This is a genomic window from Pseudomonas sp. 4CAES_32.4 (assembly GCF_058136335.1).
In genome coordinates this window covers 5,692,330-5,715,559 of record NZ_CM176882.1, presented here as the reverse complement: position 1 = coordinate 5,715,559, position 23,230 = coordinate 5,692,330, and the positions used below count along the sequence as shown (strand labels likewise).

Annotated in this window: 21 protein-coding genes; 8 read left to right on the top strand and 13 right to left on the bottom strand. The window is 59.8% G+C overall.

Annotated elements, in window-relative coordinates; all coding sequences use genetic code 11:
* The first annotated feature begins 10 nt into the window (after window positions 1-10).
* Both purU and fdhA read left to right on the top strand, forming a co-directional pair.
* A complete protein-coding gene (purU, locus tag AC3Y64_RS25810) occupies window positions 11-868 on the top strand; it encodes a formyltetrahydrofolate deformylase (RefSeq protein ID WP_008086918.1) in 858 nt (285 codons plus the stop codon).
* Window positions 869-1,069: 201 nt separating this feature from the next.
* Window positions 1,070-2,269, top strand: a complete 1,200-nt coding sequence (fdhA, locus tag AC3Y64_RS25805) for a formaldehyde dehydrogenase, glutathione-independent (RefSeq protein ID WP_489985690.1) — start codon at window positions 1,070-1,072, stop codon at window positions 2,267-2,269.
* 91 nt (window positions 2,270-2,360) lie between these two features.
* Here the strand turns inward: fdhA and AC3Y64_RS25800 are convergent, their stop codons facing one another.
* The 3 genes from AC3Y64_RS25800 to AC3Y64_RS25790 all read right to left on the bottom strand — a co-directional run bounded on the left by AC3Y64_RS25800 (window position 2,361) and on the right by AC3Y64_RS25790 (window position 4,356).
* Window positions 2,361-2,909, bottom strand: a complete 549-nt coding sequence (locus tag AC3Y64_RS25800) for a hypothetical protein (protein ID WP_489985689.1) — start codon at window positions 2,907-2,909, stop codon at window positions 2,361-2,363.
* 140 nt (window positions 2,910-3,049) lie between these two features.
* Window positions 3,050-3,724: an anti-sigma factor gene (locus AC3Y64_RS25795; RefSeq protein WP_489985688.1), complete on the bottom strand. Its 675-nt coding sequence runs from the start codon at window positions 3,722-3,724 to the stop codon at window positions 3,050-3,052.
* Entirely contained in the window at window positions 3,721-4,356 is a 636-nt protein-coding gene (locus AC3Y64_RS25790) for a sigma-70 family RNA polymerase sigma factor (protein ID WP_489985687.1), read from the bottom strand. The genes AC3Y64_RS25795 and AC3Y64_RS25790 overlap by 4 nt, the downstream gene beginning before the upstream one ends.
* 148 nt (window positions 4,357-4,504) lie before the next feature.
* Between AC3Y64_RS25790 and AC3Y64_RS25785 the strand changes: the two genes are divergently transcribed.
* Complete coding sequence (locus tag AC3Y64_RS25785) at window positions 4,505-5,062, top strand: DUF2780 domain-containing protein (RefSeq protein WP_489985686.1); 558 nt, start codon at window positions 4,505-4,507, stop codon at window positions 5,060-5,062.
* A gap of 1 nt (window position 5,063) precedes the next feature.
* On the opposite strand, the gene yihG is transcribed toward AC3Y64_RS25785, so the two are convergent.
* The gene (yihG, locus tag AC3Y64_RS25780) at window positions 5,064-5,951 is read right to left on the bottom strand and encodes a 1-acylglycerol-3-phosphate O-acyltransferase, YihG family (protein ID WP_489985685.1); all 888 of its coding nucleotides are present in this window, start codon (window positions 5,949-5,951) and stop codon (window positions 5,064-5,066) included.
* Between the two features lie 306 nt (window positions 5,952-6,257).
* Here yihG and rloA2 point away from each other — a divergent pair, with 306 nt between their 5' ends.
* The 4 genes from rloA2 to creD all read left to right on the top strand — a co-directional run bounded on the left by rloA2 (window position 6,258) and on the right by creD (window position 10,472).
* Window positions 6,258-6,761: a retropepsin-like aspartic peptidase RloA2 gene (rloA2, locus tag AC3Y64_RS25775; protein ID WP_008078089.1), complete on the top strand. Its 504-nt coding sequence runs from the start codon at window positions 6,258-6,260 to the stop codon at window positions 6,759-6,761.
* A gap of 72 nt (window positions 6,762-6,833) precedes the next feature.
* Entirely contained in the window at window positions 6,834-7,514 is a 681-nt protein-coding gene (gene creB, locus AC3Y64_RS25770; RefSeq protein WP_489985684.1) for a two-component system response regulator CreB, read from the top strand.
* Window positions 7,514-8,932: a two-component system sensor histidine kinase CreC gene (gene creC, locus AC3Y64_RS25765; protein ID WP_489985683.1), complete on the top strand. Its 1,419-nt coding sequence runs from the start codon at window positions 7,514-7,516 to the stop codon at window positions 8,930-8,932. Before creB ends, creC begins: the two co-directional genes overlap by 1 nt.
* 169 nt (window positions 8,933-9,101) lie before the next feature.
* Entirely contained in the window at window positions 9,102-10,472 is a 1,371-nt protein-coding gene (gene creD / locus AC3Y64_RS25760; protein ID WP_489985682.1) for a cell envelope integrity protein CreD, read from the top strand.
* A 190-nt stretch (window positions 10,473-10,662) separates the two neighbouring features.
* Here the strand turns inward: creD and AC3Y64_RS25755 are convergent, their stop codons facing one another.
* The 8 genes from AC3Y64_RS25755 to AC3Y64_RS25720 all read right to left on the bottom strand — a co-directional run bounded on the left by AC3Y64_RS25755 (window position 10,663) and on the right by AC3Y64_RS25720 (window position 19,880).
* Window positions 10,663-11,292 (bottom strand): glutathione S-transferase, encoded by a 630-nt coding sequence (locus AC3Y64_RS25755; RefSeq protein WP_489985681.1) that lies wholly within the window; start codon window positions 11,290-11,292, stop codon window positions 10,663-10,665.
* Window positions 11,293-11,500: 208 nt separating this feature from the next.
* On the bottom strand, window positions 11,501-11,680 hold the full coding sequence (locus tag AC3Y64_RS25750) for a hypothetical protein (protein ID WP_489985680.1): 180 nt from the start codon (window positions 11,678-11,680) through the stop codon (window positions 11,501-11,503).
* A complete protein-coding gene (locus AC3Y64_RS25745) occupies window positions 11,677-12,807 on the bottom strand; it encodes a PepSY-associated TM helix domain-containing protein (protein ID WP_489985679.1) in 1,131 nt (376 codons plus the stop codon). Before AC3Y64_RS25745 ends, AC3Y64_RS25750 begins: the two co-directional genes overlap by 4 nt.
* Window positions 12,808-12,881: 74 nt before the next feature.
* Entirely contained in the window at window positions 12,882-15,320 is a 2,439-nt protein-coding gene (locus AC3Y64_RS25740) for a TonB-dependent siderophore receptor (protein ID WP_489985678.1), read from the bottom strand.
* A 231-nt stretch (window positions 15,321-15,551) separates the two neighbouring features.
* Complete coding sequence (locus AC3Y64_RS25735) at window positions 15,552-16,526, bottom strand: FecR domain-containing protein (RefSeq protein ID WP_489985677.1); 975 nt, start codon at window positions 16,524-16,526, stop codon at window positions 15,552-15,554.
* The gene (locus tag AC3Y64_RS25730) at window positions 16,523-16,999 is read right to left on the bottom strand and encodes an RNA polymerase sigma factor (protein WP_489985676.1); all 477 of its coding nucleotides are present in this window, start codon (window positions 16,997-16,999) and stop codon (window positions 16,523-16,525) included. Before AC3Y64_RS25730 ends, AC3Y64_RS25735 begins: the two co-directional genes overlap by 4 nt.
* A gap of 242 nt (window positions 17,000-17,241) precedes the next feature.
* Window positions 17,242-17,949: a 3'-5' exonuclease gene (locus AC3Y64_RS25725; RefSeq protein WP_489985675.1), complete on the bottom strand. Its 708-nt coding sequence runs from the start codon at window positions 17,947-17,949 to the stop codon at window positions 17,242-17,244.
* Window positions 17,946-19,880, bottom strand: a complete 1,935-nt coding sequence (locus AC3Y64_RS25720) for a putative nucleotidyltransferase substrate binding domain-containing protein (RefSeq protein ID WP_489985674.1) — start codon at window positions 19,878-19,880, stop codon at window positions 17,946-17,948. The genes AC3Y64_RS25725 and AC3Y64_RS25720 overlap by 4 nt, the downstream gene beginning before the upstream one ends.
* Window positions 19,881-20,138: 258 nt before the next feature.
* On the opposite strand from AC3Y64_RS25720, the gene AC3Y64_RS25715 reads away from it, so the two are divergent.
* Window positions 20,139-20,585, top strand: coding sequence for a response regulator (locus AC3Y64_RS25715; RefSeq protein ID WP_430946100.1), 447 nt, complete (start codon window positions 20,139-20,141; stop codon window positions 20,583-20,585).
* Between the two features lie 211 nt (window positions 20,586-20,796).
* On the opposite strand, the gene AC3Y64_RS25710 is transcribed toward AC3Y64_RS25715, so the two are convergent.
* Window positions 20,797-22,974, bottom strand: a complete 2,178-nt coding sequence (locus tag AC3Y64_RS25710) for a malate synthase G (protein ID WP_489985673.1) — start codon at window positions 22,972-22,974, stop codon at window positions 20,797-20,799.
* Window positions 22,975-23,230: the final 256 nt, after the last annotated feature.

Sequence of the window (23,230 nt, the reverse complement as noted above, 5' to 3'; positions counted from 1 at the left end):
AGGAAAAAATATGAGCCGCGCCCCAGACACATGGATTCTGACCGCCGACTGCCCCAGCGTCCTCGGCACGGTGGACGCGGTCACGCGTTTTCTGTTCGAGCAGGGCTGCTACGTCACCGAGCACCATTCGTTCGATGACCGCCTCTCGGGGCGTTTCTTCATCCGCGTGGAATTCCGTCAGCCCGACGGTTTCGACGAGCAGTCCTTCCGCGCCGGCCTCGCCGAACGCGGGCAGGCGTTTGGCATGATCTTCGAGCTGACCGCGCCGAACTACCGGCCAAAAGTGGTGATCATGGTCTCCAAGGCCGATCACTGCCTCAACGATTTGCTCTACCGCCAGCGCATTGGCCAGTTGTCGATGGACGTGGCGGCGGTGGTCTCCAACCACCCCGATCTCAAACCGCTGGCCGACTGGCACCAGATTCCCTACTACCATTTCCCCCTCGACCCCAACGACAAACCGTCGCAGGAACGTCAGGTGTGGCAGGTGATTGAAGAATCCGGCGCCGAACTGGTGATCCTCGCCCGCTACATGCAGGTGCTGTCGCCGGAGTTGTGCCGCAAGCTCGATGGCAAGGCGATCAACATTCATCACTCGTTACTGCCGGGTTTCAAAGGCGCCAAGCCGTATCACCAGGCTTATAACAAGGGCGTGAAACTGGTTGGCGCGACGGCGCATTACATCAATAACGATCTCGACGAAGGGCCGATCATTGCCCAGGGCGTCGAAGCGGTGGATCACAGTCATTACCCCGAGGATCTGATTGCCAAGGGGCGGGATATCGAAGGCCTGACGTTGGCGCGGGCGGTGGGGTATCACATTGAGCGGAGGGTGTTTCTCAACGCCAATCGCACGGTGGTTCTTTAGATCGCCATCGCTGGCAAGCCAGCTCCCACAGTGATTCGGGTGGACACAGAATTTGTGAACAACCGAAAACCCCTGTGGGAGCTAGCCCTGCTAGCGATGAGGCCATAACAGGCAACACATAAACAGCATCTGTACCCGAGCATTCAACGCGCTGCCTGCCTGGGCAACGCGGTTCCATAAAAACAACAGCGAGGTGAAAGCATGTCTGGCAATCGTGGTGTGGTGTATCTCGGCGCTGGCAAGGTCGAAGTACAGAAAATCGACTATCCGAAAATGCAGGACCCGCGCGGCAGGAAGATTGAACACGGTGTGATCCTGCGCGTGGTCTCCACCAACATCTGCGGCTCCGACCAACACATGGTGCGTGGCCGTACCACGGCGCAGACCGGGCTGGTGCTGGGCCACGAGATCACCGGTGAGGTGATCGAAAAAGGCTCCGACGTCGAAAACCTGAAAATCGGCGATCTGGTTTCCGTACCGTTCAACGTTGCCTGCGGGCGCTGCCGTTCCTGCAAAGAGCAACACACCGGCGTCTGTCTGACCGTTAACCCGGCCCGTGCCGGCGGCGCTTACGGCTACGTCGACATGGGCGACTGGACCGGTGGCCAGGCCGAATACGTGCTGGTGCCGTACGCCGACTTCAACCTGCTGAAACTGCCGGACCGCGACAAAGCCATGGAGAAAATCCGTGACCTGACCTGCCTCTCCGACATTCTGCCAACCGGTTACCACGGCGCCGTCACGGCTGGCGTGGGTCCGGGCAGCACCGTTTACATCGCGGGCGCCGGCCCGGTCGGTCTGGCCGCTGCTGCTTCTGCGCGTCTGCTCGGTGCGGCGGTGGTGATCATCGGCGACGTCAACACCATCCGCCTCGCTCACGCCAAGGCGCAGGGTTTTGAAATCGTCGACCTGTCGCAAGACACGCCACTGCACGAACAGATCGCCGCACTGCTGGGCGAGCCGGAAGTGGATTGCGCGGTGGATTGCGTTGGGTTCGAAGCGCGCGGCCATGGCCACGACGGCGTGAAAGCCGAAGCGCCGGCCACCGTGCTCAACTCGCTGATGGGCGTGGTACGTGTTGCCGGCAAGATCGGTATTCCGGGCCTGTACGTCACCGAAGATCCGGGCGCCGTCGACGCCGCCGCAAAAATGGGCAGCCTGAGTATCCGCTTCGGTCTGGGCTGGGCCAAATCCCACAGCTTCCACACTGGGCAGACGCCAGTGATGAAGTACAACCGCCAACTGATGCAGGCGATCATGTGGGATCGCATCAACATCGCTGAAGTGGTGGGCGTGCAGGTGATCAGCCTCGATCAGGCGCCGGAAGGTTACGGCGAGTTCGATGCGGGTGTGCCGAAGAAGTTTGTGATTGATCCGCATAAGTTGTTTAGTGCGGCGTAAGGCTCAGGCAATGATTTCCGCAGAATAAGAAAAGGCGACTCTAAGTCGCCTTTTTTAATTGAAAATTATTGTGTTTGAACAGGTTTAGTTATCAGCCGTGTTGCAGCATGGCGAAAATTTTGGAATCCAGGCTCTCGCGTTCAAGGTATTTATTGAAGGCTTCTTCGCTATCGAAGTCATCTTCGTTTTTATATCGTACAGGGGTGTCGTCCGGGTTTTCGTCATTGTGGTACAGGGTTTCAATGACGGCTCCGGTTGACTTTTGTTTAACGCTACAGGTCACGTGAATATCGTGAAGTGCAATGACGATGGTCGGGGCGCCGCTGTAATAAGGAATTACGTTGTTCGAGTGAAGTATCTTGCGTGTCTGCAAACGCGCGGGCTCCTTGCACTTGCCTCTCAATGACAGATAACCCGGGTAGTTGATCAGGTAAACGCCGGCCGATGTGGTGATGAGATCGCTTGTTGCTTCCGGAATAAAATGGCAGTCAAGTAAAAGTGCCATTTCAGCATTGACTTGGACTTCGAGAGTGTCCTCGTCATTACGCGCCGACGGCCAGAACACAAACTGACGATAAGTTTGCGGGGTAGGGATGTTTGGCGAAAGTTCGACTTGGGAAGTGTTAGAGGAAATATCCATATTAGCTCTCTCTGATTTGATTTCGGGGTGTAGGGGCGTTTCTTGAGAGGAGAGTTATATAGATTTGGTCTTTCCATGTTCAAGGCATAAGTTGTGGCGGTATGTTGCGTTTGTTTCTCTCTCCGGGAAAAGCCACGCGTTTACAGGGCAGCCAACGTGCCTTGATACAGAACTGGCCCAGTCGGCTGACCAGTTGGCGAGCCGCCTTTAGGCTCAAGACTCACCGCCAACGCAATTGGCTTGCCGATCAAGGCTTTCTGCGTCTCGCCCAACTCAACCTTGCCGTTGCCTCCCGCCGGAATCACGCCGAGGGAAATCGGTTTGCCGTCCGCCGGAATCGCCCACAGTTCCAGGCTGCGATCAGGCTCTACCGCCGCCAGTGTCAGCGGTTCGACTTGCAGATAATCCGCATGCGCCTCGACCTTCAGCGCCGGTTGCGCATCGGCGCTCAGCAGGGTGGCGCTGTAGCGGGCGTCGTCGCGGTTGTACAGCGAGCCGAGGAACACCAGCACGGCGATGGAGCAGACCGCTGCGGTGAGTCGCAGCCAGTTCCAGAACGGCCGTTTCTGCGGAACGTGCAGCACTTGCGGTTCGATGCGCGCGGTGATGCCTTGCCACACGCGATCGGGCACCGGATGTTCCGGCAGGGATTCGGTGAGGCTGACCAGCGTTTCCTGCCACTGCGCCAGTTCCGCCCGGAGCGCGGCGTCATCCAGCAATAGCTGTTCAAACCGTCGACGCGCCGCCGCCGACATCAGGCCGATGGCGTAATCGGCGGCGAGGGCGCGGCGCAGGGCAGGGGTCTGGTAATTCATGATTCAAGACACCGGCGCAGGCGTTCCATACCACGACGGATCCACGACTTCACCGTCCCCAGTGGCGTGGCCAGGTGTTCGGCGAGTTCGGTGCAGGACAATCCCTGAAAGTAAGCCACGCTGATCGATTGGCGCTGCATGCTTTCCAGGGTTTCCAGGCAACGGTTCAGGGCCGTGGCCTCGCGGACGCTGTTCAACTGGTCATGGGCTGACGGGCTTTCGTCCGTCAGGGCGTCCTGTTCGAAGTCGGTCAGCGCCCGGTCGCGGTGCTTGCGCAACTGATCGATGGCTTGATTGCGGGTGATGTTGATCATCCAGGTCAGTGGCGCCGACAGGTGCGCCTCGTAGCGCGAGGCGTTGTTCCAGATGCGCACGAATGCTTCCTGCAGCACTTCTTCGGCGAGATCCGTGCGCCCCACGAAGCGCAAGGCCACGCCATGCAGACGCGGGCCGACACGGCGATACAGGGTTTCGAAGGCACGACGATCACCCAGTGAACACTGGGCCAACAGCTGTCGCAACTGATCGGTGTCGGCGGTGGAAATGACGACTCTCCAGACAAGGCCGAGCGCACGAGGGCGAGACTCGGAATGTTCACAGGCTAGTTCAGCGATAGCGGTTGTGCCATTCATCGCGGCAATCCCAGGGTTTCACGATTCATATACGTGGGTATGATGAAAATGGATGCGCAGGCGAGGAACATGCCTGCGCGTACCCGGTCAAACCGGCAGTTTTATCGTCTATCGACGGACGGTTTTCACAGCGCAAGAGGATGTCTGAATGAAGATTTCACGCGGTATTGCAATGGCTTCGCTGATGACCCTTGCGGCCAGCCCGGTGTTTGCCGGTTTCAGCCTGGACGACGTGACCAAGGCTGCTTCGAGCATGCAGGGCGGCAACGCTGCCACCGCCGCAGCGCCGACTTCGGAAACCGCCGGTCTGCTGCAGGCCGTCACCGGTCTGGGTGTGACCCCGCAACAAGCGGTCGGCGGCACCAGCGCCATGCTGGGTCTGGCCAAGAATCAATTGAGCAGCACCGATTATTCGCAACTGGCCAAAGAAGTGCCAGGCATCGACAAGCTGTCGGGCGGTAGCGGCAACCTGGCGGCGTTGAGCGGGTTGCTTGGTCAGTCCGGCAAATCCGCCGGTCTGGAAAACGCACTGGGTAACGTCAAGGACACCAGCGACCTGAACAACGCCTTCGGCGCGCTGGGCATGGACAGCGGCATGGTCGGCCAGTTTGCCCCGGTGCTGCTCAAGTACCTGGGTGACCAAGGCGTCGGCGGCCCACTGCTGCAAAGCCTGGGCAGCATCTGGGGCACTGGCACCGGTAGCTGATTCAGCGGCGCTCGCCGCGCAATTCGGCGATGCGCTGATCCTTCTCGGTCCAGAGCTGGTTGACCCAGCTCTGGACCGATTGCCGAAACAGCGGATCATTCTCGTAATCGCCTTGCCACAGCGCTGGGTCGAGTTCGCGGGTCTTGATGTCGATGATCACGCGCGGCACGTTGCCGCTGATCAAATCCCAGAACCCCGGAATATTCGCCTGTGGATACACCACGGTGACGTCGAGAATCGCATCCAGCTGTTCACCCATCGCCGCCAACACGAACGCCACGCCGCCGGCCTTGGGCTTGAGCAGGTGATTGAACGGTGATTGTTGCTCAGTACTTTTGGCGGCGGTGTAGCGCGTACCTTCCAGATAATTCACCACGGTCACTGGCTGACGCTTGAACAGCTCGCAGGCCTGCTTGGTGATTTCCAGATCCTTGCCTGCCAGTTCCGGATTCTTCGCCAGGAATGCCTTGGTGTAGCGCTTCATGAACGGGTAATCCAGCGCCCACCACGCCAGCCCGAGGAACGGCACCCAGATCAGCTCTTTCTTGAGGAAGAACTTGAAGAACGGCGTGCGCCGGTTGAGCGTCTGGATCAGTGCCGGGATATCGACCCACGACTGGTGATTGCTGACCACCAGATACGAGGTGTCGCCACGCAGATCCTCGCCGCCGCGAATGTCCCATTGAGTGGGAATGCACAGGCGGAAAATCAGTTTGTCGATTTCCGCCCAGGTCTCGGCGATCCACATCACCGCCCCCGATGCATAGTCGCGCCAGCGGCCCGGGGCGACCAGTTTGAGCAGGGCAAAGACCATCAACGGCCCGATCAGGATCAGGGTGTTGAGCAACAGCAGCAAGGTGACGAAACAGCCGGTGAGCAGGCGGCGCATAGGCAACTCTTTGAAATCGGATGGGCGCGCCATGATAAGCAGCTTCGCGCGGCAGGCCAAATCGGTGGTGACGAATGTTTCACCTTTGGGGCGGTATGCTTCGCTCAAGAGTCGTGCTGAATGTGCTGGCCTCATCGCTGGCAAGCCAGCTCCCACAAGGATTTTCAGTGGATGAAATTCTTGTGAACACCAGAGAAACCTGTGGGAGCTGGCTTGCCAGCGATGCGGTTGTACGGGCGAACGAATTAGTAACTGGGTGTCTAAAATCCCAGTCTGCCGCCCTCATTTTCCAAGGAAGCCCCTTACGTGAAATCCCTCCTTGCACTGTTTGCCCTCGTCGCCCTGCCGGTCATGGCCGCTGAGCCGACCCTGTACGGGCGCTACGAATACATCGCGCTGCCGGAAATCGGCGGCGAAGTGCTCAAGGCCAAGATGGACACCGGCGCACTGACCGCCTCGCTGTCGGCCAAAGACATCGAAACCTTCACCCGCGACGGCGACGACTGGGTGCGTTTCCGCCTCGGCACCAAGGACGCCAGCAACAAGGTCTACGAACACAAGGTCGCGCGGATCAGCAAGATCAAGAGCCGTTCGGATGAAGAGGACGAGGGTGAGAGCACCGAAGTCGCCAAACGCCCGGTGGTCGATCTCGAGCTGTGCCTGGGCAACGTCAAGCGTACCGTTGAGGTCAACCTGACCGACCGCAGCAACTTCAATTACCCGCTGCTGATCGGTGCCAAAGCTTTGCGTGAATTTGGCGCTGCAGTGAACCCGGCTCGTCGCTTTACCGCAGACAAACCGGACTGCTGAGCCAAGTGGTCTCATTGACGTAACGTCAGGCTTGGGGCACCGTTCGCGCACTCAACCACGGGCTCGGACGCCATGCCTCATATCCTGATTGTCGAAGACGAAGCGGCGATTGCCGACACGCTGATTTTTGCCTTGCAGGGCGAGGGCTTCGTCACCACGTGGCTGAGCCTCGGCGCGGCAGCGCTGGAACATCAGCGACAGACCCCGGCCGACCTGATCATCCTCGACATCGGCCTGCCGGACATCAGTGGCTTCGAGACCTGCAAACAATTGCGGCGCTTCAGCGAAGTGCCAGTGTTGTTCCTCAGCGCTCGTGATGCCGAGATCGATCGCGTGGTCGGGCTGGAGATTGGCGCCGACGACTACGTGGTCAAGCCGTTCAGCCCGCGGGAAGTCGCCGCACGGGTGAAGGCCATCCTCAAACGCATGGCGCCGCGCCCCCCGATTGAAGCCTCTTCAGCGCTGTTTCGCGTCGATCCTGAACGTGTGCAAATCAGTTACCGCGGCCAGAACCTGAGCCTGACCCGCCATGAATTTCGCCTGCTGCAATGCCTGCTCGAACAACCCGAGCGAGTGTTCAGTCGCGAACAGTTGCTCGACGCGTTGGGCGTGGCAGCCGATGCTGGCTACGAGCGCAGTATCGACAGCCACATCAAAAGCGTGCGCGCCAAGTTGCGTCTTGTGCGAGCCGATGCCGAGCCGATCCAGACCCATCGCGGCCTCGGTTACAGCTACAGCCCGGGGCACAGCTGATGTCCCTGGGCCTGCGGATTTTTCTGGTGTACGTGCTGTTCATCGGCCTTACCGGCTATTTTGTGCTCAACACGGTGATGGAAGAAATCCGTCCCGGCGTGCGCCAGTCCACCGAAGAAACCCTCGTCGATACCGCTAATTTGATGGCGGAAATCCTGCGAGACGATTTCAAGGCCGGCACCCTCAGCGAGAACCGCTGGCCGGAGTTGCTCCGCGCTTACGGCGAACGTCAGCCGCAAGCGACGATCTGGGGGCTGCCGAAAAATCAGGTCAACCACCGCATTTACGTGACCGACGCCAAAGGCATCGTCGTGCTCGATTCCAGTGGCGTCGCAGTCGGTCAGGATTACTCGCGCTGGAACGACGTCTACCTGACGTTGCGCGGTGAGTACGGCGCACGCTCGACCCGCAGCGATCCCGACGACGCCACTTCGTCAGTGATGCACGTCGGCGCGCCGATCCGCGACAACGGCCAGATTATCGGCGTGGTCACCGTGGCCAAGCCCAACAGCTCATTGCAGCCCTACGTTGATCGCACGGAAAAACGTCTGCTTTTTTACGGCGCCGGGTTGATCGGCCTCGGCCTGCTGTTTGGCGCGTTGCTGTCGTGGTGGCTAAGCCGTGCACTGCACCGGTTGACCGGGTATGCCCAGGCCGTGAGCGAAGGCCGACGGGTGGAAGTGCCGCACTATCGCGGCGGCGAACTGGAACAACTGGCTACCGCTGTGGAACAGATGCGTACGCAACTGGAAGGCAAGGCCTACGTCGAGCGTTACGTGCACACGCTGACCCACGAACTGAAGAGCCCGCTGGCAGCGATTCGTGGCGCGGCAGAGTTGCTGCAAGGGGAAATGCCACCGGTTCAGCGACTGCGTTTTGTCGGCAACATCGACAGCGAAAGTGCGCGTATGCAGCAGTTGATCGAACGCTTGCTGAATCTGGCGCAGGTCGAACAACGTCAAGGATTGGAGGAGCGGGTTGCCGTGCCGTTGGCCGTGTTGGTCGATGAGTTGTTGCAGGGGCAGACGGCGCGGATTGAAGGCAAGCAGTTGCGGGTTGAACAGACGATTGCGGCGGATCTGCTGCTGATCGGCGAGCCGTTTTTGCTGCGTCAGGCGCTGGGCAATCTGTTGGAGAATGCGCTGGATTTCACCCCGCGTCAGGGCTTGCTGCGGTTCAGTGCCCAGCGCGACGAGGAGCAGATTGTTTGCCGACTCTTCAATGAAACCGCACCGATTCCCGATTACGCCTTGCCGCGTTTGACCGAGCGCTTTTACTCGCTACCGCGCCCGGACAGTGGTCGAAAAAGTACGGGGTTGGGGCTTAACTTCGTTGAAGAGGTGGTCAAGTTGCATGGTGGGGCGATGAGCATTCGTAATGTTGAGGGAGGCGTTGAAGTGGTATTGCGCTTGCCTTGATACAGTCAAAAGATCGCAGCCTTCGGCAGCTCCTACATTGGGTTACGGACCCCTGTAGGAGCTGCCGAAGGCTGCGATCTTTTGATCTTTCCACACAATCTCCACATTCCCCCCACAAACCCCCCACACCCGATCACCAGACTCTGCCCATCCAAACAGGGAGAGTCCCATGAACAAGAATCTGACCATCAAGCTCGGCGCCATCGCCTTGCTGATCCTGCTGTTGCTGATACCGCTGCTGATGATCGACGGCGTCATCGACGACCGCCAGCAACTGCGCGACGGCGTGCTCGAAGACATCGCCCGCAGTTCCAGCTACAGCCAGCAACTGAGCGGGCCGGTGATGGTGGTGCCGTACCGCAAAGTGATTCACAACTGGAAAACCAACGACAAGACCAACCAGCGTTACGACGAACCGAGCGAAGAGCGCGGCCGTTTGTACTTCTTGCCGGAGCGTTTCGAACTCGACGGTCAGGTGCAAACCGAACTGCGCGCGCGGGGCATTTATGAGGCGCGGCTATTCCATGCCGACAACCGCATTAACGGCCATTTCTCATTGCCGGCGCAGTTGGGCATCAAAGAGGACTTCACGGATTATCAGTTTGATGCAGCGTTTCTCGCGGTCGGGATCAGCGACATTCGTGGCATCGAAAATGCGCTGAAACTGGAACTCGATGGCCAGCGCCTGGACTTCGTTCCCGGCACCCAAGTCGGTTGGCTCGGTGAAGGTGTGCGGGTGACGCTACCACTGCTCGACACCAGCAAAACCACCGAGCTGAGTTTCGGTTTTGATTTGCGCCTGCAAGGCACCGGCTCGCTGCAAGTGCTGCCAGTGGGCAAGTCCAGCAGCGTCAGCCTTAGCGCCAATTGGCCGCATCCAAGCTTTATCGGCAACTTCCTGCCGGCCAAACGCGAAATCAACGATCAGGGCTTCAGCGCCGATTGGCAGACCACGTTCTTTTCGACCAACCTGCAAGACGCCATGAGCCGATGCGTGGGCAGCAATGATTGCGAGGCGTTCAACGGGCGCAGCTTTGGGGTGAGTTTCATCGACCCGGTGGATCAGTACCTGAAGAGTGACCGGGCGATCAAATATGCGCTGCTGTTCATTGTCCTGACGTTCGCCGGTTTCTTCCTGTTCGAAGTGCTCAAGAGCCTGGCGGTGCACCCGGTGCAGTACGCGTTGGTCGGTGTCGCGCTGGCGTTCTTTTATCTGTTGTTGCTGTCGTTGTCGGAACACATTGGGTTTGCTTTGGCGTATTTGCTGTCGGCCAGTGGTTGTGTGTTGTTGATCGGGTTTTACGTCTGCCATGTGCTGCACAGCGTGCGTCATGGCTTAAGTTTTTCGGCAGGGTTGGCGGCGCTGTATGGCCTGCTCTACGGGTTGTTGAGTGCCGAGGATTACGCGTTGTTGATGGGCTCGTTGCTGCTGTTCGGCTTGCTTGGTGTGTTTATGGTGCTGACGCGCAAACTGGATTGGTACGGGATTGGGCAGAAGCCGGGCAAGCCGCTGGAGTTTGATGTGGGGGCGATGCAATGAGCCGGTCGCTGGGGTTGCGTGAGGATCAGCGCTGGAAGGATGAGTTGGTGACGCGGATTATCGGGTTTTTGCCTGTGGAACCGAGGTGCCGCCATCGCTGGCAAGCCAGCTCCCACAATGGATTCGGTGAAGACGCAAATCCTGTGGGAGCTGGCTTGCCAGCGATGAGGCCGGAGCAGGCGTCAAAAAACTAAGGCTTGGGCATAGTCGCGATCATGGACGGTCGCTGGCTCACCTCAAAGAACCAGTTGGCCAGTTGCGGGTTGGCGTCGCGCCAGCCCAGATCCGGGAAACGCAGATCGATATAACCCAGCGCACACGCCACGCTGATCGCCGCCACATCGAAATGACTGGTCAGCTCGGCAATCGCATCGTGTTCCAGTACCGCGAGGGCGCGGCGGATCTTGTCGCGCTGGGCTTCAAGCCATTCGTCCCAATGCTTTTCCGGCGCGCGCAGCACCAGTTCATAACGCACCAGCACCGAAGCATCCATGATCCCGTCGGCCATCGAGGCCAGGGTCAGACGCCGCCAGCGCGCCGCACCTTCACGGGGGATCAGCGGGTTGCCGACGTGCTGTTGGTCGAGGTATTCGAGGATCACGCGGCTGTCATGGATGACATTGCCGTCGGCCAGACGCAGGGCCGGGATCTTGCCCAGCGGATTGTCGGCATTGAGCTCCGCGCTCGGGCTGACCGGGCTGAGCACGCAGTCTTGCAACGCGACGCGATCCTGCTGACCGGTCTCATGCAGCAAGACCATCACTTTGCGTACGAACGGGGAGAGGGTGTTGTGGTACAGGGTCATGCTGGGGGCGGACATGGATGAACCTCGGTGATCGTCGAAGAGCAGAAGGTTAGCCTAGCCAGATGCGGCGAGGCTGGCGAGGTAATTTATGGCGTTCCAAAGGCCGCCATCGCTGGCAAGCCAGCTCCCACAAGGATTTCTGCCGAACTTGAAATCTGCGTTCATCGCAAAACCTGTGGGAGCTGGCTTGCCAGCGATGAGGCCATTACCGACAACGCAAAAACTAGCTGCGCAGCAGCAATCCCTTGATGGCCAAAAACGCCGGCACACCCAGCCCGACCCAGCTCAACGCATCCCAGATCCCATCCCCCAACAACGCCGCAAACAACCCCGCCGCACTCAGCAGCGCAATCACCAGCGGCGTGCTGAATACTTTCCAGAAATTCGACTGACGCGGCTTCATGCAGACGCCTCCGCCGTTTCCAGTACAGGCTTGGCGGCCTTGCGTCGTACCACCCACAGGTACACACCACTGGCGAGGACGATAATGGTCAGCACATCGAGGGTGGCCCAGAGAATTTTCATCGGCATGCCGCCGTAGTCACCGAAGTGCAGTGGCTGCGACATGCCCATGGCGTCCATGTACCACGGCCGTTCGGCCACGGCGGTGACCTTCAGGGTGGTGGCATCAATCAGCACCGGCGTCAGCAAGTGCGAAGTCAAATGCGTGCCGCCCTTCATGAACACTGAGTAATGGTGTTCGCTGGAAAACCGCGTGCCGGGGAAGGCGATGAAATCCGGTTTCATGCCGGGCGCGACTTCAGCGGCAATGTCGAGCAAACGCGTGGCGGGTGCCAGTTGCGTCAGCGGCGGGGCATCGCGGTACGGCTCGATCAAGGCGGTCAGTGCATCGTTGCGCCATGCGGCGATCAGCAGGTCGGCGCAGGCGCTGATCACGCCGGTCACGCCGACCACTAACGCCCAGGTCAGGGTGACCACGCCGATCAGGTTATGCAGGTCGAGCCAGCGCAAACGGGTCGATTTTTCCTGACGCACCGTGCCGAATTTCAACCGGCGCATGAACGGCAAATACAACACCGTCCCGGACACGATGGCGACGACAAACAGCAAGCCCATGAACGCCAGCAATAACTTGCCCGGCAGCCCGGCAAACATGTCGACGTGCAGGCGCAGGATGAACAGCATCAAGCCGCCGTTGGCCGACGGGGTTTCCAGCGCTTCGCCGGTACGCGCATCGAGCATGAAGGTGTGCGACGAGTTGGGCTCGGTGCCGGCGGTTTTCGCCATGATCGCGAACGCTGCGTTCGGGTCTTCGTCGTCATAGCCGAAGTACTGCATGACTTCGCCGGGACGATGTTTCTGCGCCGCGTCCACCAGTTGCTGCAGATTGAGCTGCGGCGTGTCGGCCGGCATCTCGCGCAACTCTGGGGCATCACCGATCAGATGGTCGATTTCATGGCTGAAAATCAACGGCAGACCGGTCAGCGCCAGCATCAGCAAAAACACGGTGCAGATCAGACTGGTCCAGGTGTGGACGAACGACCAGCGACGAATAGTTTTACTTTTCATTTCATGACCTTCAAAAACACCAAAGCCGTCCACGAGGGACGGCCTGGTAACAGGGCCTGTTTCAGCTCAGTTGCTTACCACTTGTAAGTGGCGCTGGCGATGACGCTGCGCTGGTCGCCGTAGTAGCAATAGAAGCCGTCGCAGGTGGAAATGTAGTCCTTGTCGAACAGGTTGGTCGCGTTGAGTGCCAGCGACGCACCTTTGAGGCTGTTGTCCAGACGACCGAGGTCGTAATGCACGGCGGCGTCGAACACGGTGTAAGCGTCCGCTTTGCCCAGCCAGGTGTTGCCTTTGTCGCCATAGGTGTTGCCAGTGTAACGGACACCGCCGCCGATGCCGAAGCCGTCGAGCACGCCAGTGTGCCAGGTGTAATCAGTCCACAGCGAGGCTTGCTGGTTCGGCATCAGTTGCAGGCGATTGCCCTTGTCGACGCCTTTCTGCACTTCGGATTTGGCCAGAGTGTAGGCGGCGATGACTTTCAGGTTGTCGGTCACGTCGGAGACTGCTTCCAGCTCCAGGCCTTTGACTTTCACTTCGCCGGTCTGGCTGGTGATTGTCACGTTGTTGACGATGCTGTTGACCGAGACGTTCTTCTGGGTCAAGTCATACACCGCCGCGCTGAGCAGGGTTTTGCTGCCCGGTGGCTGGTACTTGATGCCCAGTTCCCACTGCTTGCCTTCGGTCGGCTTGAACGAGTCGGTGGCGGTGGCATCGGCGCCAGCAGTCGGCTGGAAGGATTCGGCGTACGACAAGTACGGCACGAAGCCCGAGTCGAACACGTAGCTGATCGCCGCGTTGCCGCTGAACGCCTTGTCACGCTGGGTGTTGGTGGCGTCGTCCTTGTTGAAGAATTTGGTGCTGGTGTGCACCCAGTCTTCGCGCCCGCCCAGGGTCAGACGCCACTGATCCAGAGCCATTTGGTCCTGCACGTAAAGGCCGGTCTGGGTGGTCTTCTGGTTGTAATCGTAAAACGCGCTGGAGCGCGGTGGACGAACGATGGTCTGGCCGTAGATCGGGTTGTTGACGTTGATCTCCGGCGCGCTGCCGAAGATCGAGGTGTAGTTGTCGTTGCTGCGCTGATGGTCGAGACCCAGCAGCAGGGTATGACGGATGTCGCCGGTGGCGAAGTCAGCCTGGAAGTTGTTGTCCACGGCGAATTGGCTGATGTCCTCATCGACGTTGGTGGTGCCGCGACCGACGTTGCCCTGATCATCCACGGTGAAACCGGCGAACGACGGGTTGTAGCTGTTGACGGTGACCGTCTGGAACGCCAGATCCGACTTGGTGTAACGCAGGTTCTGCTTGAACTGCCAGACATCGTTCAGGCGATGTTCGAAGGCGTAACCGAGCGCGTAGTAGGTGCGGTCGTAGAAGTCGTAGTCAGGATCACCGAGGTTCTTGTGGTGGGAGATCTTGCCGAAGGGCATGTCGATCTTGGTGCCCTGGATCGGATAGAACTGGCTGGTGACACCGGTATCGTCACGGGTGAACTGCGTGAGCAGGGTCAGCTTGGTGTCGTCGTCGATGTTCCAGGTCAGGCTCGGCGCGATGTTGTAGCGCTTGTTTTCGATATGGTCGATCTGCGTATCGCTGTCGCGCACCACGCCGCTGATGCCATACAGGAACTGGCCCGCTTCATCGATCTTGCCGGTGCTGGCGAAGTTGATCTGGCGGTGATTGTCGCTGCCGTACTGCAACTGGATTTCGCTGCTGGCTTCGGCGCTTGGACGACGGCTGACCATGTCCAGCAGGCCGCCCGGCGGGGTCTGGCCGTACACCGAAGAAGCCGGGCCGCGCAGCAAGGCGAGGCGGTCGAGGTTCCAGGTTTCCGGTTTCGGGTTGGCGTAGATACCGCGTGGCAGCGCCAGGCCGTCGAGGTACTGGGTCGGTTCGAAACCCCGTACGCGCAGCCAGTCGATGCGGGTGTCGCTGCCGTAGCTGCTGGCGGTGATGCCGGGCATGTAGCGCACGGCGTCGTCGAGGCTGTGCACGCCACGATCTTCCATTTGCTGACGGGTCGCCACAGAGATCGAACGCGGAGCTTCGACCAGCGCGGTGTCGGTCTTGGTGCCGGCGGCGGTGCGGCTGGCGGTGTAGCCTTCGACCGGGCCCCAGGCGCTTTCGAGGTTTTCCACACCGATGATTGCGGTTTCCGGCAGGGCCATCGCGCCGTCAGGTACGGCGACCAAGGTGTAAGTGCCCGCGCCGCTCTGTTCCAGTTGCAGACCGGTGCCACGCAGGGCCGCGCGCAGAGCGCCGGCCGCGTCGTATTGGCCGTTGACCGGCGCCGACGTCTTGCCCGCCGCCAGCGCTGGGCTCAGCGACAGCGCGAGGCCACCCTGGCTGGCGATCTGGTTGAGGGTGGTCGACAGCGGCGCCGCCGGCAGGTTGTAGGCGCGCACGCTGGACGCTTGTTCAGCGGCAAGCAACGGGTTGCTGATCAGCGGCGTGCTGAGCGCGATGGCGACAGCCAGCAGACTGGGGCGCAACAAGGTGTCTAGCGAACGGGACATACGGCGGCTCCTGAATGGAAATATTTCTCAATTGCCTGTGTGCCGGATGAAACTGAAAAAGTGATAGGGCTGGATGAAAATAATTTCGATTAACTGAAAGTGGAGGCTACTGCGGCCTCATCGCTGGCAAGCCAGCTCCCACAGGGTTCAGTGCTGTTCACAAAATTGATATTCACCACAGATCCCTGTGGGAGCTGGCTTGCCAGCGATGGCGGCCGCTCAGACAAACCATTAATCAGGCTTGGAATCAGCCTTGGCGACAGTCACCCAAAAAGGCGTGTGCTGCTCAATCTGCACCGGCAAGGTCGGCAACAGGGCGCTCAAGGCTTTGTCGGTGTCATGCAGCGGAAAGCTGCCGGTAATCCGTAGGTCGGCCACTTCCGGCGCCACGCCCAGATGCCCACGCCGATAACGCCCGAGTTCGTGCACCAGATCGCTTAGCCGGGCGTTGTCGACCACCAGCATGCCGCGTGTCCAGGCATCGGCGCCGGGGTTGAGGGCGACGATCGAGCCCAGACCATCACTGCGCAGCAGCACTTGCTGGCCTTCACGCAGGATCTGTTCCTGCGGATTCGTCTGCGCATGGGCGGCGACAGCCGACTGCAACACGCTCAAACGCGTTCCGTCGTCCTCACGCTTGACCAGGAACCGCGTACCCAAGGCGCGCATGCTGCCCTCGCGGGTTTCGACGATGAAGGGCCGCGGATCGCCGTGGCCGGTTTCGACCAGAATCTCGCCTTCCTGCAAAACGACAAGCCGCTGCTTCTCATCGAAGCGCACATCCACGGCACTGTGAGTATTGAGATTGAGCACGGTGCCATCGGCCAGATGCACGATGCGTTGCTCGCCAGTGGCTGTGCGTTGATCGGCAAGCCAATAATCCAGCGGCAGCCACCGTTCACTGGCGAACAATCCCAACCCCACGATCACCACGACGCTGGCCAGACCGCTGCCCAACTTGCGCACGCGGCGGCGAATGCCCTCGCGCGATTGCAGCAAGGCGCTACGGGCCGGGCCTTTGGCCACGCTGAAACGCTGATCAAGCATCCCCAACTGGCGCCAGGCGCGGGCGTGTTCTTCATTGGCCGCATGCCATTTGGCGAACTCTTCGCGCTCCAGCGGGCTGCTGGAATCGAGGGTCAGTTGCCAGGCAATCGCCGCGTCCAGCACATGGGCCGGCACGGGACGGGAACTGGCCGGAGTCACGTCGGTTCACCGTACAGGGCGATGTAACACTGCCGGATGCCTTGCGCCAGATATTGGCGCACACGTGGCACGGAAACGCCGAGCTTCTCGGCGATCTCGGCATGGCCGAGGCCATCGAGGCGGTTATAAAGGAAGGCAGCGCGAGCCTTGGTCGACAGTTTGCCGAGCAAGCGGTCGATGGCCTTGAGGTCTTCGAGGATCAGTTGCTGTTCTTCTATAGAAGGTTGTTCGCCTTCGGGGATCAGCATCAGTTCGGTGAGGTAAGCCTGTTCCAGCGCGGCGCGACGGAAGTAATCGAACAGCAGGCCTTTGGCGATCGCCACCAGAAACGCTCGGGGCTCGCGGGGCGTCAGCAATTCATCGCGGCCGAGCAGGCGCACAAAGGTGTCCTGACTTAGATCCTCGGCCCGTTGCGGACAAGCCACATTGCGGCGCAGCCAAGCCAATAGCCAACTGCGATGGTCGCGATACATCGCACCAACGAGATCACTGTGAGGGCTTTGGGCTGAAGGCACCGAATATCACCGATTGGGAAATATTAACTAACGCGAATTGTTCGCGATTCTGGCAGAGGTGGGAATGGTTAGCAATTGGCCACTGGTCAGGTGACACGTTTGGATAAACCTGTAGAAGCCCCAGGGTGCGACCTTTTGATCCTGGTTTTGCAGATCAAGGTCAAAAGATCGCCGCCTGCGGCAGCTCCTACAGGGGGCTTTTAGAAGGAGGGGGCTTGCTGGCGGCGCTTCCACTGACTCAACCGCTGCTGCAAATTCAGCGGACTATGAATCTGCTGCTGACGCGCCCGGCTGAACAGAATCAACGCCAGCTCCGCCGTGGCCAGCGCATCGGCGCTCGCGTTATGCCGCTCGAACACTTCGAGCTTGAACCACTCGATCCACTCATCCAGCCCGGCCTCGCGAATCTGCGCCTGCGGACACACCAGCGGCGCAATATCAGCGACATCCAGAAACACTTGCTGCAACTTGTGCCCCAGATGTTCCTTCAATGCGCGCCCGAGCATGTGCTGATCGAATGGCGCATGAAACGCCAGCACCGGGCTGTCGCCGATAAACTCGAGCAATTCCAGCAAGGCCTCGGCCGGCTCACTGCCTGCGGCAATCGCATTTGGCCCCAAGCCATGAATCAGCACGCTGGGGCTGAGCTTCAATTCGCGGCATTGCAGCGTGCGTTCGAACTGTTGACTGAAATCGATCGCGCCATCCTCGATCACCACCGCGCCAATCGACAGCACGCGATCCTTGTTCAGGTTGAGCCCGGTGGTCTCCAGATCCAGCACCACCCAGCGTTGTTCGCGCAGGGTGCACTCGCCCAGTTCGTTGATCGTCGGCAACTGGGCCAGACGCTGCTGCAACTCCGCTGGCACTACCGGACTGGCCGGGCGCAGCCACGAAAACAGGCTCATAGCTGATACCGCAAGGTCAGGCTGCTTTGCAGGCGTTGGGCCTGGCGCAGGGATTCACGCAGGATGCGCCGGTCGAGGTGATTGAGGCTGTCGGGATCGACGCGGTTGGAGTACGGCAGATTCTCGCGGGTCTGCAACTGATGCTGCTGCATGCGCGTCTGCTGAATGAAGTGATATGCCTCCTCATACGCCGCGCCGTCCAGTCGTTCGATGACCTCTTTATCGACCAACTGGCGGAAGCGTTCGAGGGTGTTGTTGGCGTCGATGCCGTTGGCCAATGCGAGCAAGCGTGCGCCATCCACGAATGGCGTCAGGCCTTGAACCTTGAGATCCAGCGTGGCTTTTTCGCCATTCTTGCGTGCCAGCACAAACTCACGGAAACGCCCCACTGGCGGACGATTGCGTAAAGCGTTTTCGGCCATCATGCGCTGGAACAAACGGTTGTCGCCGACCTGATCAAGAATGCCTCGACGCAGTTGCTCGCAGCTTTGCTCATCTCCCCAGACCACGCGCAAATCGAAATAGATACTCGACCCCAGCAGGTTCTCCGGCGTTGCCTCACGAATAAAAGCTGCAAAACGCCGCGCCCATTCGGCCCGCGACAAACACAGCTCGGGGTTGCCGGCCATGATGTTGCCCTTGCACAGAGTGAAGCCGCATTGCGCCAGGCTGTGGTTGATCTGCTGGGCAATCGGCAACAGCTTGCCGCGAATCTCGGCGGCATGTGCCGCATCACGGGCATCGAACAGAATGCCGTTGTCCTGATCGGTGTGCAGCGTCTGTTCGCGGCGGCCTTCACTGCCGAAACACAGCCAGGTGAACGGAATGCCGGGGTCGCCTTTTTCCGCGAGGGTCAGTTCGATCACCCGGCACACGGTGTGGTCGTTGAGCAGGGTGATGATGTGGGTGATCTGCGTCGACGACGCGCCGTGGGCGAGCATGCGTTCGACCAGTTGGCCGATCTCGCCCCGCAGGCTCACCAGTTGTTCGACGCGCTGAGCGCTGCGGATCGTCCTCGCCAGATGCACCAGGTCGACCCGTTGCAGGGAAAACAGATCGCGCTCGGAGACCACGCCGCACAAGCGCTGATCCTTGACCAGACAGACGTGGGCGATATGCCGTTCGGTCATCGCGATCGCCGCGTCGAAGGCACTGTGATCCGGCGACAGATAGAAGGGCGCGCGGGTCATGTGGCGTTCGATGGCTTCGCTGAAATCACCGACGCCTTCCGCCACGACATGGCGCAAATCGCGCAGGGTGAAAATCCCCAGGGGCGCCTTGTGCTCATCCACCGCGACGATGCTGCCGACCTGTTGCTCGTGCATCAGCTTCACCGCTTCGCGCAGTGGTGTGTCCGGGCTGCACGTCACCGGGTGACGCATCGCCAGTTCACCCAGGCGGGTGTTCAGCGAGTACTGCGTGCCGAGGGTTTCCACGGCTTTCTGCTGCACTTGCTGATTGACCTGATCGAGCAGGCTGCTGACCCCGCGCAAGGCGAAGTCGCGGAAGGCGTTGGAGAGGGCGAACAGCTTGATGAAGGCGAGTTTATTCAGTTGCAGGCAGAAGGTGTCTTCGCCCGCGAGGTGTTCGGTGCGGGTCGCGCGTTCGCCAAGCAGCGCGGCCAGGGGAAAGCATTCGCCCGTGGTGATTTCGAAAGTGGTTTCGGTACCGGGCTTGGTGATGTGCTGGCGTTCGCCGACCACCCGGCCTTGTTTGACGATATAGAAGTGTTCGACCGGGCCGTCGCTGGGTTTGATGATGCTCTCGCCCTGAGCGTAAAACCGCAGCTGACATTGCTCCACCAGATAGGCGAGGTGGGCGTGTTCCATCTGATTGAAGGGCGGGAAGCGCTGGAGGAATTGCAGGGTGCCCTGAATGTTCTGCAATACCGCGGTTTTCCCTGCCTGGGTGAAGGCGTCCGCTTTACTCATAACCATTACCGCAGTCTTTTTCGAATTGTTGTTGTCGGATCGTTATGGCCATGGTCGGCCCCTACGGACAGGGTGCCCATTGGACGTAAGTCTAGGTTTTGCCACCATGGGCGAAGTTTCGGAGATGCCCTACGCAAACAGTCGGAAATTCCCTCGGTTACCCTCTTGGAAAAAAATCCGACGAAGTGCACATTGAAGCTCTGCCCTGCGATGTCTGACCACTTGCCAAGGGATTGATTTGAACATTTAGAGAACGCCATGTCCGACCACGATATTTTGAGCGATGCCGAGCGTGAAGCGCTCAGCGCAGTGATGCTCGAACCCGACCTGCCACCGCAGCGCGTCTTGATCGTCGATGACGACAAGGACGCTCGGGAACTGCTATCGGAGATTCTCGCGTTGGACGGCATTCGTTGCATGACCGCAGCCAGTGGTGAAACGGCATTGAAGATGCTGGCGGAGAAACCTTCGATCGGGCTGGTGATTACCGATTTGCGCATGGGCAATGTCGATGGTCTGGATCTGATCCGCCAAGTGCGGGAGTCGGTACGCGCGGCGATGCCGATCATCATTGTTTCTGGCGATGCCGATGTGAAAGACGCGATTGCGGCGATGCATTTGAGCGTGGTGGATTTTCTGCTCAAGCCGATTGATACGGGCAAGTTGTTGGCGCTGGTGAAGCATGAATTGGGTATCGAACCCTAATACCTGCGACTCGTTGCCGCTCGTTCCCACGCTCTGCGTGGGAACGCCTCACCGGACGCTCCGCGTTCGGCTCTGGAGGGGACGCGGAGCGTCCCGAGCTGCGTTCCCACGCGGAGCGTGGGAACGATCACAAATCTTTTGATTTTGCCTCCCAAAGAAAAAGCCCTGATCTCTCGATCAGGGCTTTTTCATGTCCGGCAATCAGCGCAGGTTACAGGCCATTGGCAGCCTTGAACTCGCGACGACGACGGTGCAGAACCGGCTCGGTGTAACCGTTCGGCTGCTTGGTGCCTTCGATCACCAGTTCGACCGCCGCCTGGAAGGCGATGTTGCTGTCGAAGTTCGGCGCCAGTGGACGGTACAGCGGGTCGTTGGCGTTCTGACGGTCAACCACTGGCGCCATGCGCTTGAGGCTTTCCATCACTTGCGCTTCGGTGACGACACCGTGGCGCAGCCAGTTGGCGATGTGCTGGCTGGAGATACGCAGCGTGGCACGGTCTTCCATCAGGCCGACGTCGTTGATGTCCGGCACTTTCGAGCAGCCGACACCCTGGTCGATCCAGCGCACCACATAACCGAGAATGCCCTGGGCATTGTTGTCCAGTTCGTTCTTGATCTGCTCTGGCGTCCAGTTCGGATTGACCGCCAGCGGGATGGTCAGGATGTCGTCCACCGAAGCGCGAGCGCGTTTGGCCAGTTCGGCCTGACGGGCGAACACGTCGACCTTGTGGTAGTGCAGCGCGTGCAGTGCAGCAGCAGTCGGCGATGGCACCCAAGCGGTGTTGGCGCCGGCCAGCGGGTGAGCGATTTTCTGCTCGAGCATCGCGGCCATCAGGTCGGGCATCGCCCACATGCCTTTACCGATTTGCGCGCGACCTTGCAGGCCGGTGCTCAGACCGATATCGACGTTCCAGTTTTCGTAAGCGCCGATCCACTTCTCAGCCTTCATGTCTGCCTTGCGCACAACCGGGCCGGCTTCCATGGAGGTGTGGATTTCGTCGCCGGTGCGGTCGAGGAAACCGGTGTTGATGAACACCACACGCTCGCTGGCTGCCTTGATGCAGGCCTTGAGGTTGACCGTGGTACGGCGCTCCTCGTCCATGATCCCGACCTTCAGGGTATTGCGCGTAAGGCCCAGTACGTCTTCGATGCGACCGAACAACTCGTTGGTGAACGCCGCTTCTTCCGGGCCGTGCATCTTCGGTTTAACGATGTACACGGAACCGGTGCGCGTGTTGCGACGCGAGGTGTTGCCGTTGAGGTTGTGCATCGCCGCGAGGCAAGTGACCAGACCGTCGAGAATGCCTTCCGGCACTTCGTTACCGTCTTTATCGAGGATCGCGTCGATGGTCATCAGGTGGCCAACGTTACGCACGAACAACAGCGAACGACCGTGCAGGGTCACTTCACCGCCATTTGGCGCGGCGTAAGTACGATCCGGGTTCATGGTGCGGGTGAAGGTCTGGCCGCCCTTGGACACAGATTCCGACAGATCGCCCTTCATCAGGCCGAGCCAGTTGCGGTAGATCACCACTTTGTCGTCAGCATCGACGGCCGCCACGGAGTCTTCGCAGTCCATGATGGTGGTCAGCGCCGCTTCCATCAGGATGTCTTTGACGCCAGCAGTATCGGTCTGGCCAACCGGGGTGGTGGCATCGACCTGGATTTCGAAGTGCAGACCGTTGTGTTTCAGCAGGATCGCGATTGGCGCGTTGGCGTCGCCCTGGAAACCGATCAGTTGTGCGTCGTCGCGCAAGCCACTGTTGCTGCCGCCCTTGAGGGTGACCACGAGTTTGCCGTCAGCGATTTTGTAGCCGGTCGAATCGACGTGGGAGCCGGCGGCCAATGGCGCGGCTTCGTCGAGGAAGGCACGGGCGAAGGCGATGACTTTGTCGCCACGCACCTTGTTGTAGCCTTTGCCTTTTTCCGCGCCACCGTCTTCGCTGATCGCGTCGGTGCCGTAGAGGGCGTCATACAGCGAACCCCAGCGGGCGTTCGAAGCATTGAGAGCAAAGCGAGCGTTCATCACCGGCACAACAAGTTGCGGGCCGGCGGTACGGGCGATTTCGTCATCGACGTTTTGCGTCGTTGCCTGGAAATCAGCCGCTTCTGGCAGCAGATAACCGATTTCTTGCAGGAAAGCTTTGTAGGCCACGGCGTCGTGCGCTTGACCGGCGCGTTCCTGATGCCAGGCATCGATACGAGCCTGGAAGTCATCGCGTTTGGCGAGTAGGGCTTTGTTCTTCGGCGCCAGGTCATGAATGACCTTGTCAGCACCTTCCCAGAATTTGTCGGCGGTGAGGCCGGTACCGGGAATGGCTTCGTTGTTCACGAAGTCGAACAGGACTTTGGCGACCTGCAGGCCACCGACTTGAACGTGTTCAGTCATTGCTTGCCTCACTCTGCTCAGCTATTTCGCTTTTCAGCTCTTCAATTTTGACAATGAAGCCTCTGGCCATTTAAACCACAAACCTGCCGACCAGTACATGCCATTGCTGGCGGCTGGGCTGGGACCAATCAAAGGCTTGGGGCCTTGCTGACGGGGCTTTCAGGGTTGTGAGCATGCCTTGGGCAGACATCGATCCAGCGTTATGTAGTGCGCGCTGCGGTATACTACATGATGAGTTGCGCTTGTGAAAATCAGA

Excerpts from the sequence above, each read along its gene's own strand:
- purU (WP_008086918.1), top strand. The coding sequence starts at position 11 with ATGAGCCGCGCCCCAGACACATGGATTCTGACCGCCGACTGCCCCAGC.
- creC (WP_489985683.1), top strand. The coding sequence starts at position 7,514 with ATGTCCCTGGGCCTGCGGATTTTTCTGGTGTACGTGCTGTTCATCGGC.
- AC3Y64_RS25795 (WP_489985688.1), bottom strand. The coding sequence starts at position 3,724 with ATGAATTACCAGACCCCTGCCCTGCGCCGCGCCCTCGCCGCCGATTAC.
- AC3Y64_RS25730 (WP_489985676.1), bottom strand. The coding sequence starts at position 16,999 with ATGTATCGCGACCATCGCAGTTGGCTATTGGCTTGGCTGCGCCGCAAT.
- AC3Y64_RS25740 (WP_489985678.1), bottom strand. The coding sequence starts at position 15,320 with ATGTCCCGTTCGCTAGACACCTTGTTGCGCCCCAGTCTGCTGGCTGTC.
- AC3Y64_RS25800 (WP_489985689.1), bottom strand. The coding sequence starts at position 2,909 with ATGGATATTTCCTCTAACACTTCCCAAGTCGAACTTTCGCCAAACATC.
- AC3Y64_RS25750 (WP_489985680.1), bottom strand. The coding sequence starts at position 11,680 with ATGAAGCCGCGTCAGTCGAATTTCTGGAAAGTATTCAGCACGCCGCTG.
- AC3Y64_RS25715 (WP_430946100.1), top strand. The coding sequence starts at position 20,139 with ATGTCCGACCACGATATTTTGAGCGATGCCGAGCGTGAAGCGCTCAGC.
- creD (WP_489985682.1), top strand. The coding sequence starts at position 9,102 with ATGAACAAGAATCTGACCATCAAGCTCGGCGCCATCGCCTTGCTGATC.
- AC3Y64_RS25725 (WP_489985675.1), bottom strand. The coding sequence starts at position 17,949 with ATGAGCCTGTTTTCGTGGCTGCGCCCGGCCAGTCCGGTAGTGCCAGCG.
- fdhA (WP_489985690.1), top strand. The coding sequence starts at position 1,070 with ATGTCTGGCAATCGTGGTGTGGTGTATCTCGGCGCTGGCAAGGTCGAA.
- creB (WP_489985684.1), top strand. The coding sequence starts at position 6,834 with ATGCCTCATATCCTGATTGTCGAAGACGAAGCGGCGATTGCCGACACG.
- AC3Y64_RS25785 (WP_489985686.1), top strand. The coding sequence starts at position 4,505 with ATGAAGATTTCACGCGGTATTGCAATGGCTTCGCTGATGACCCTTGCG.
- AC3Y64_RS25755 (WP_489985681.1), bottom strand. The coding sequence starts at position 11,292 with ATGTCCGCCCCCAGCATGACCCTGTACCACAACACCCTCTCCCCGTTC.
- AC3Y64_RS25790 (WP_489985687.1), bottom strand. The coding sequence starts at position 4,356 with ATGAATGGCACAACCGCTATCGCTGAACTAGCCTGTGAACATTCCGAG.
- AC3Y64_RS25710 (WP_489985673.1), bottom strand. The coding sequence starts at position 22,974 with ATGACTGAACACGTTCAAGTCGGTGGCCTGCAGGTCGCCAAAGTCCTG.
- yihG (WP_489985685.1), bottom strand. The coding sequence starts at position 5,951 with ATGCGCCGCCTGCTCACCGGCTGTTTCGTCACCTTGCTGCTGTTGCTC.
- AC3Y64_RS25745 (WP_489985679.1), bottom strand. The coding sequence starts at position 12,807 with ATGAAAAGTAAAACTATTCGTCGCTGGTCGTTCGTCCACACCTGGACC.
- AC3Y64_RS25720 (WP_489985674.1), bottom strand. The coding sequence starts at position 19,880 with ATGAGTAAAGCGGACGCCTTCACCCAGGCAGGGAAAACCGCGGTATTG.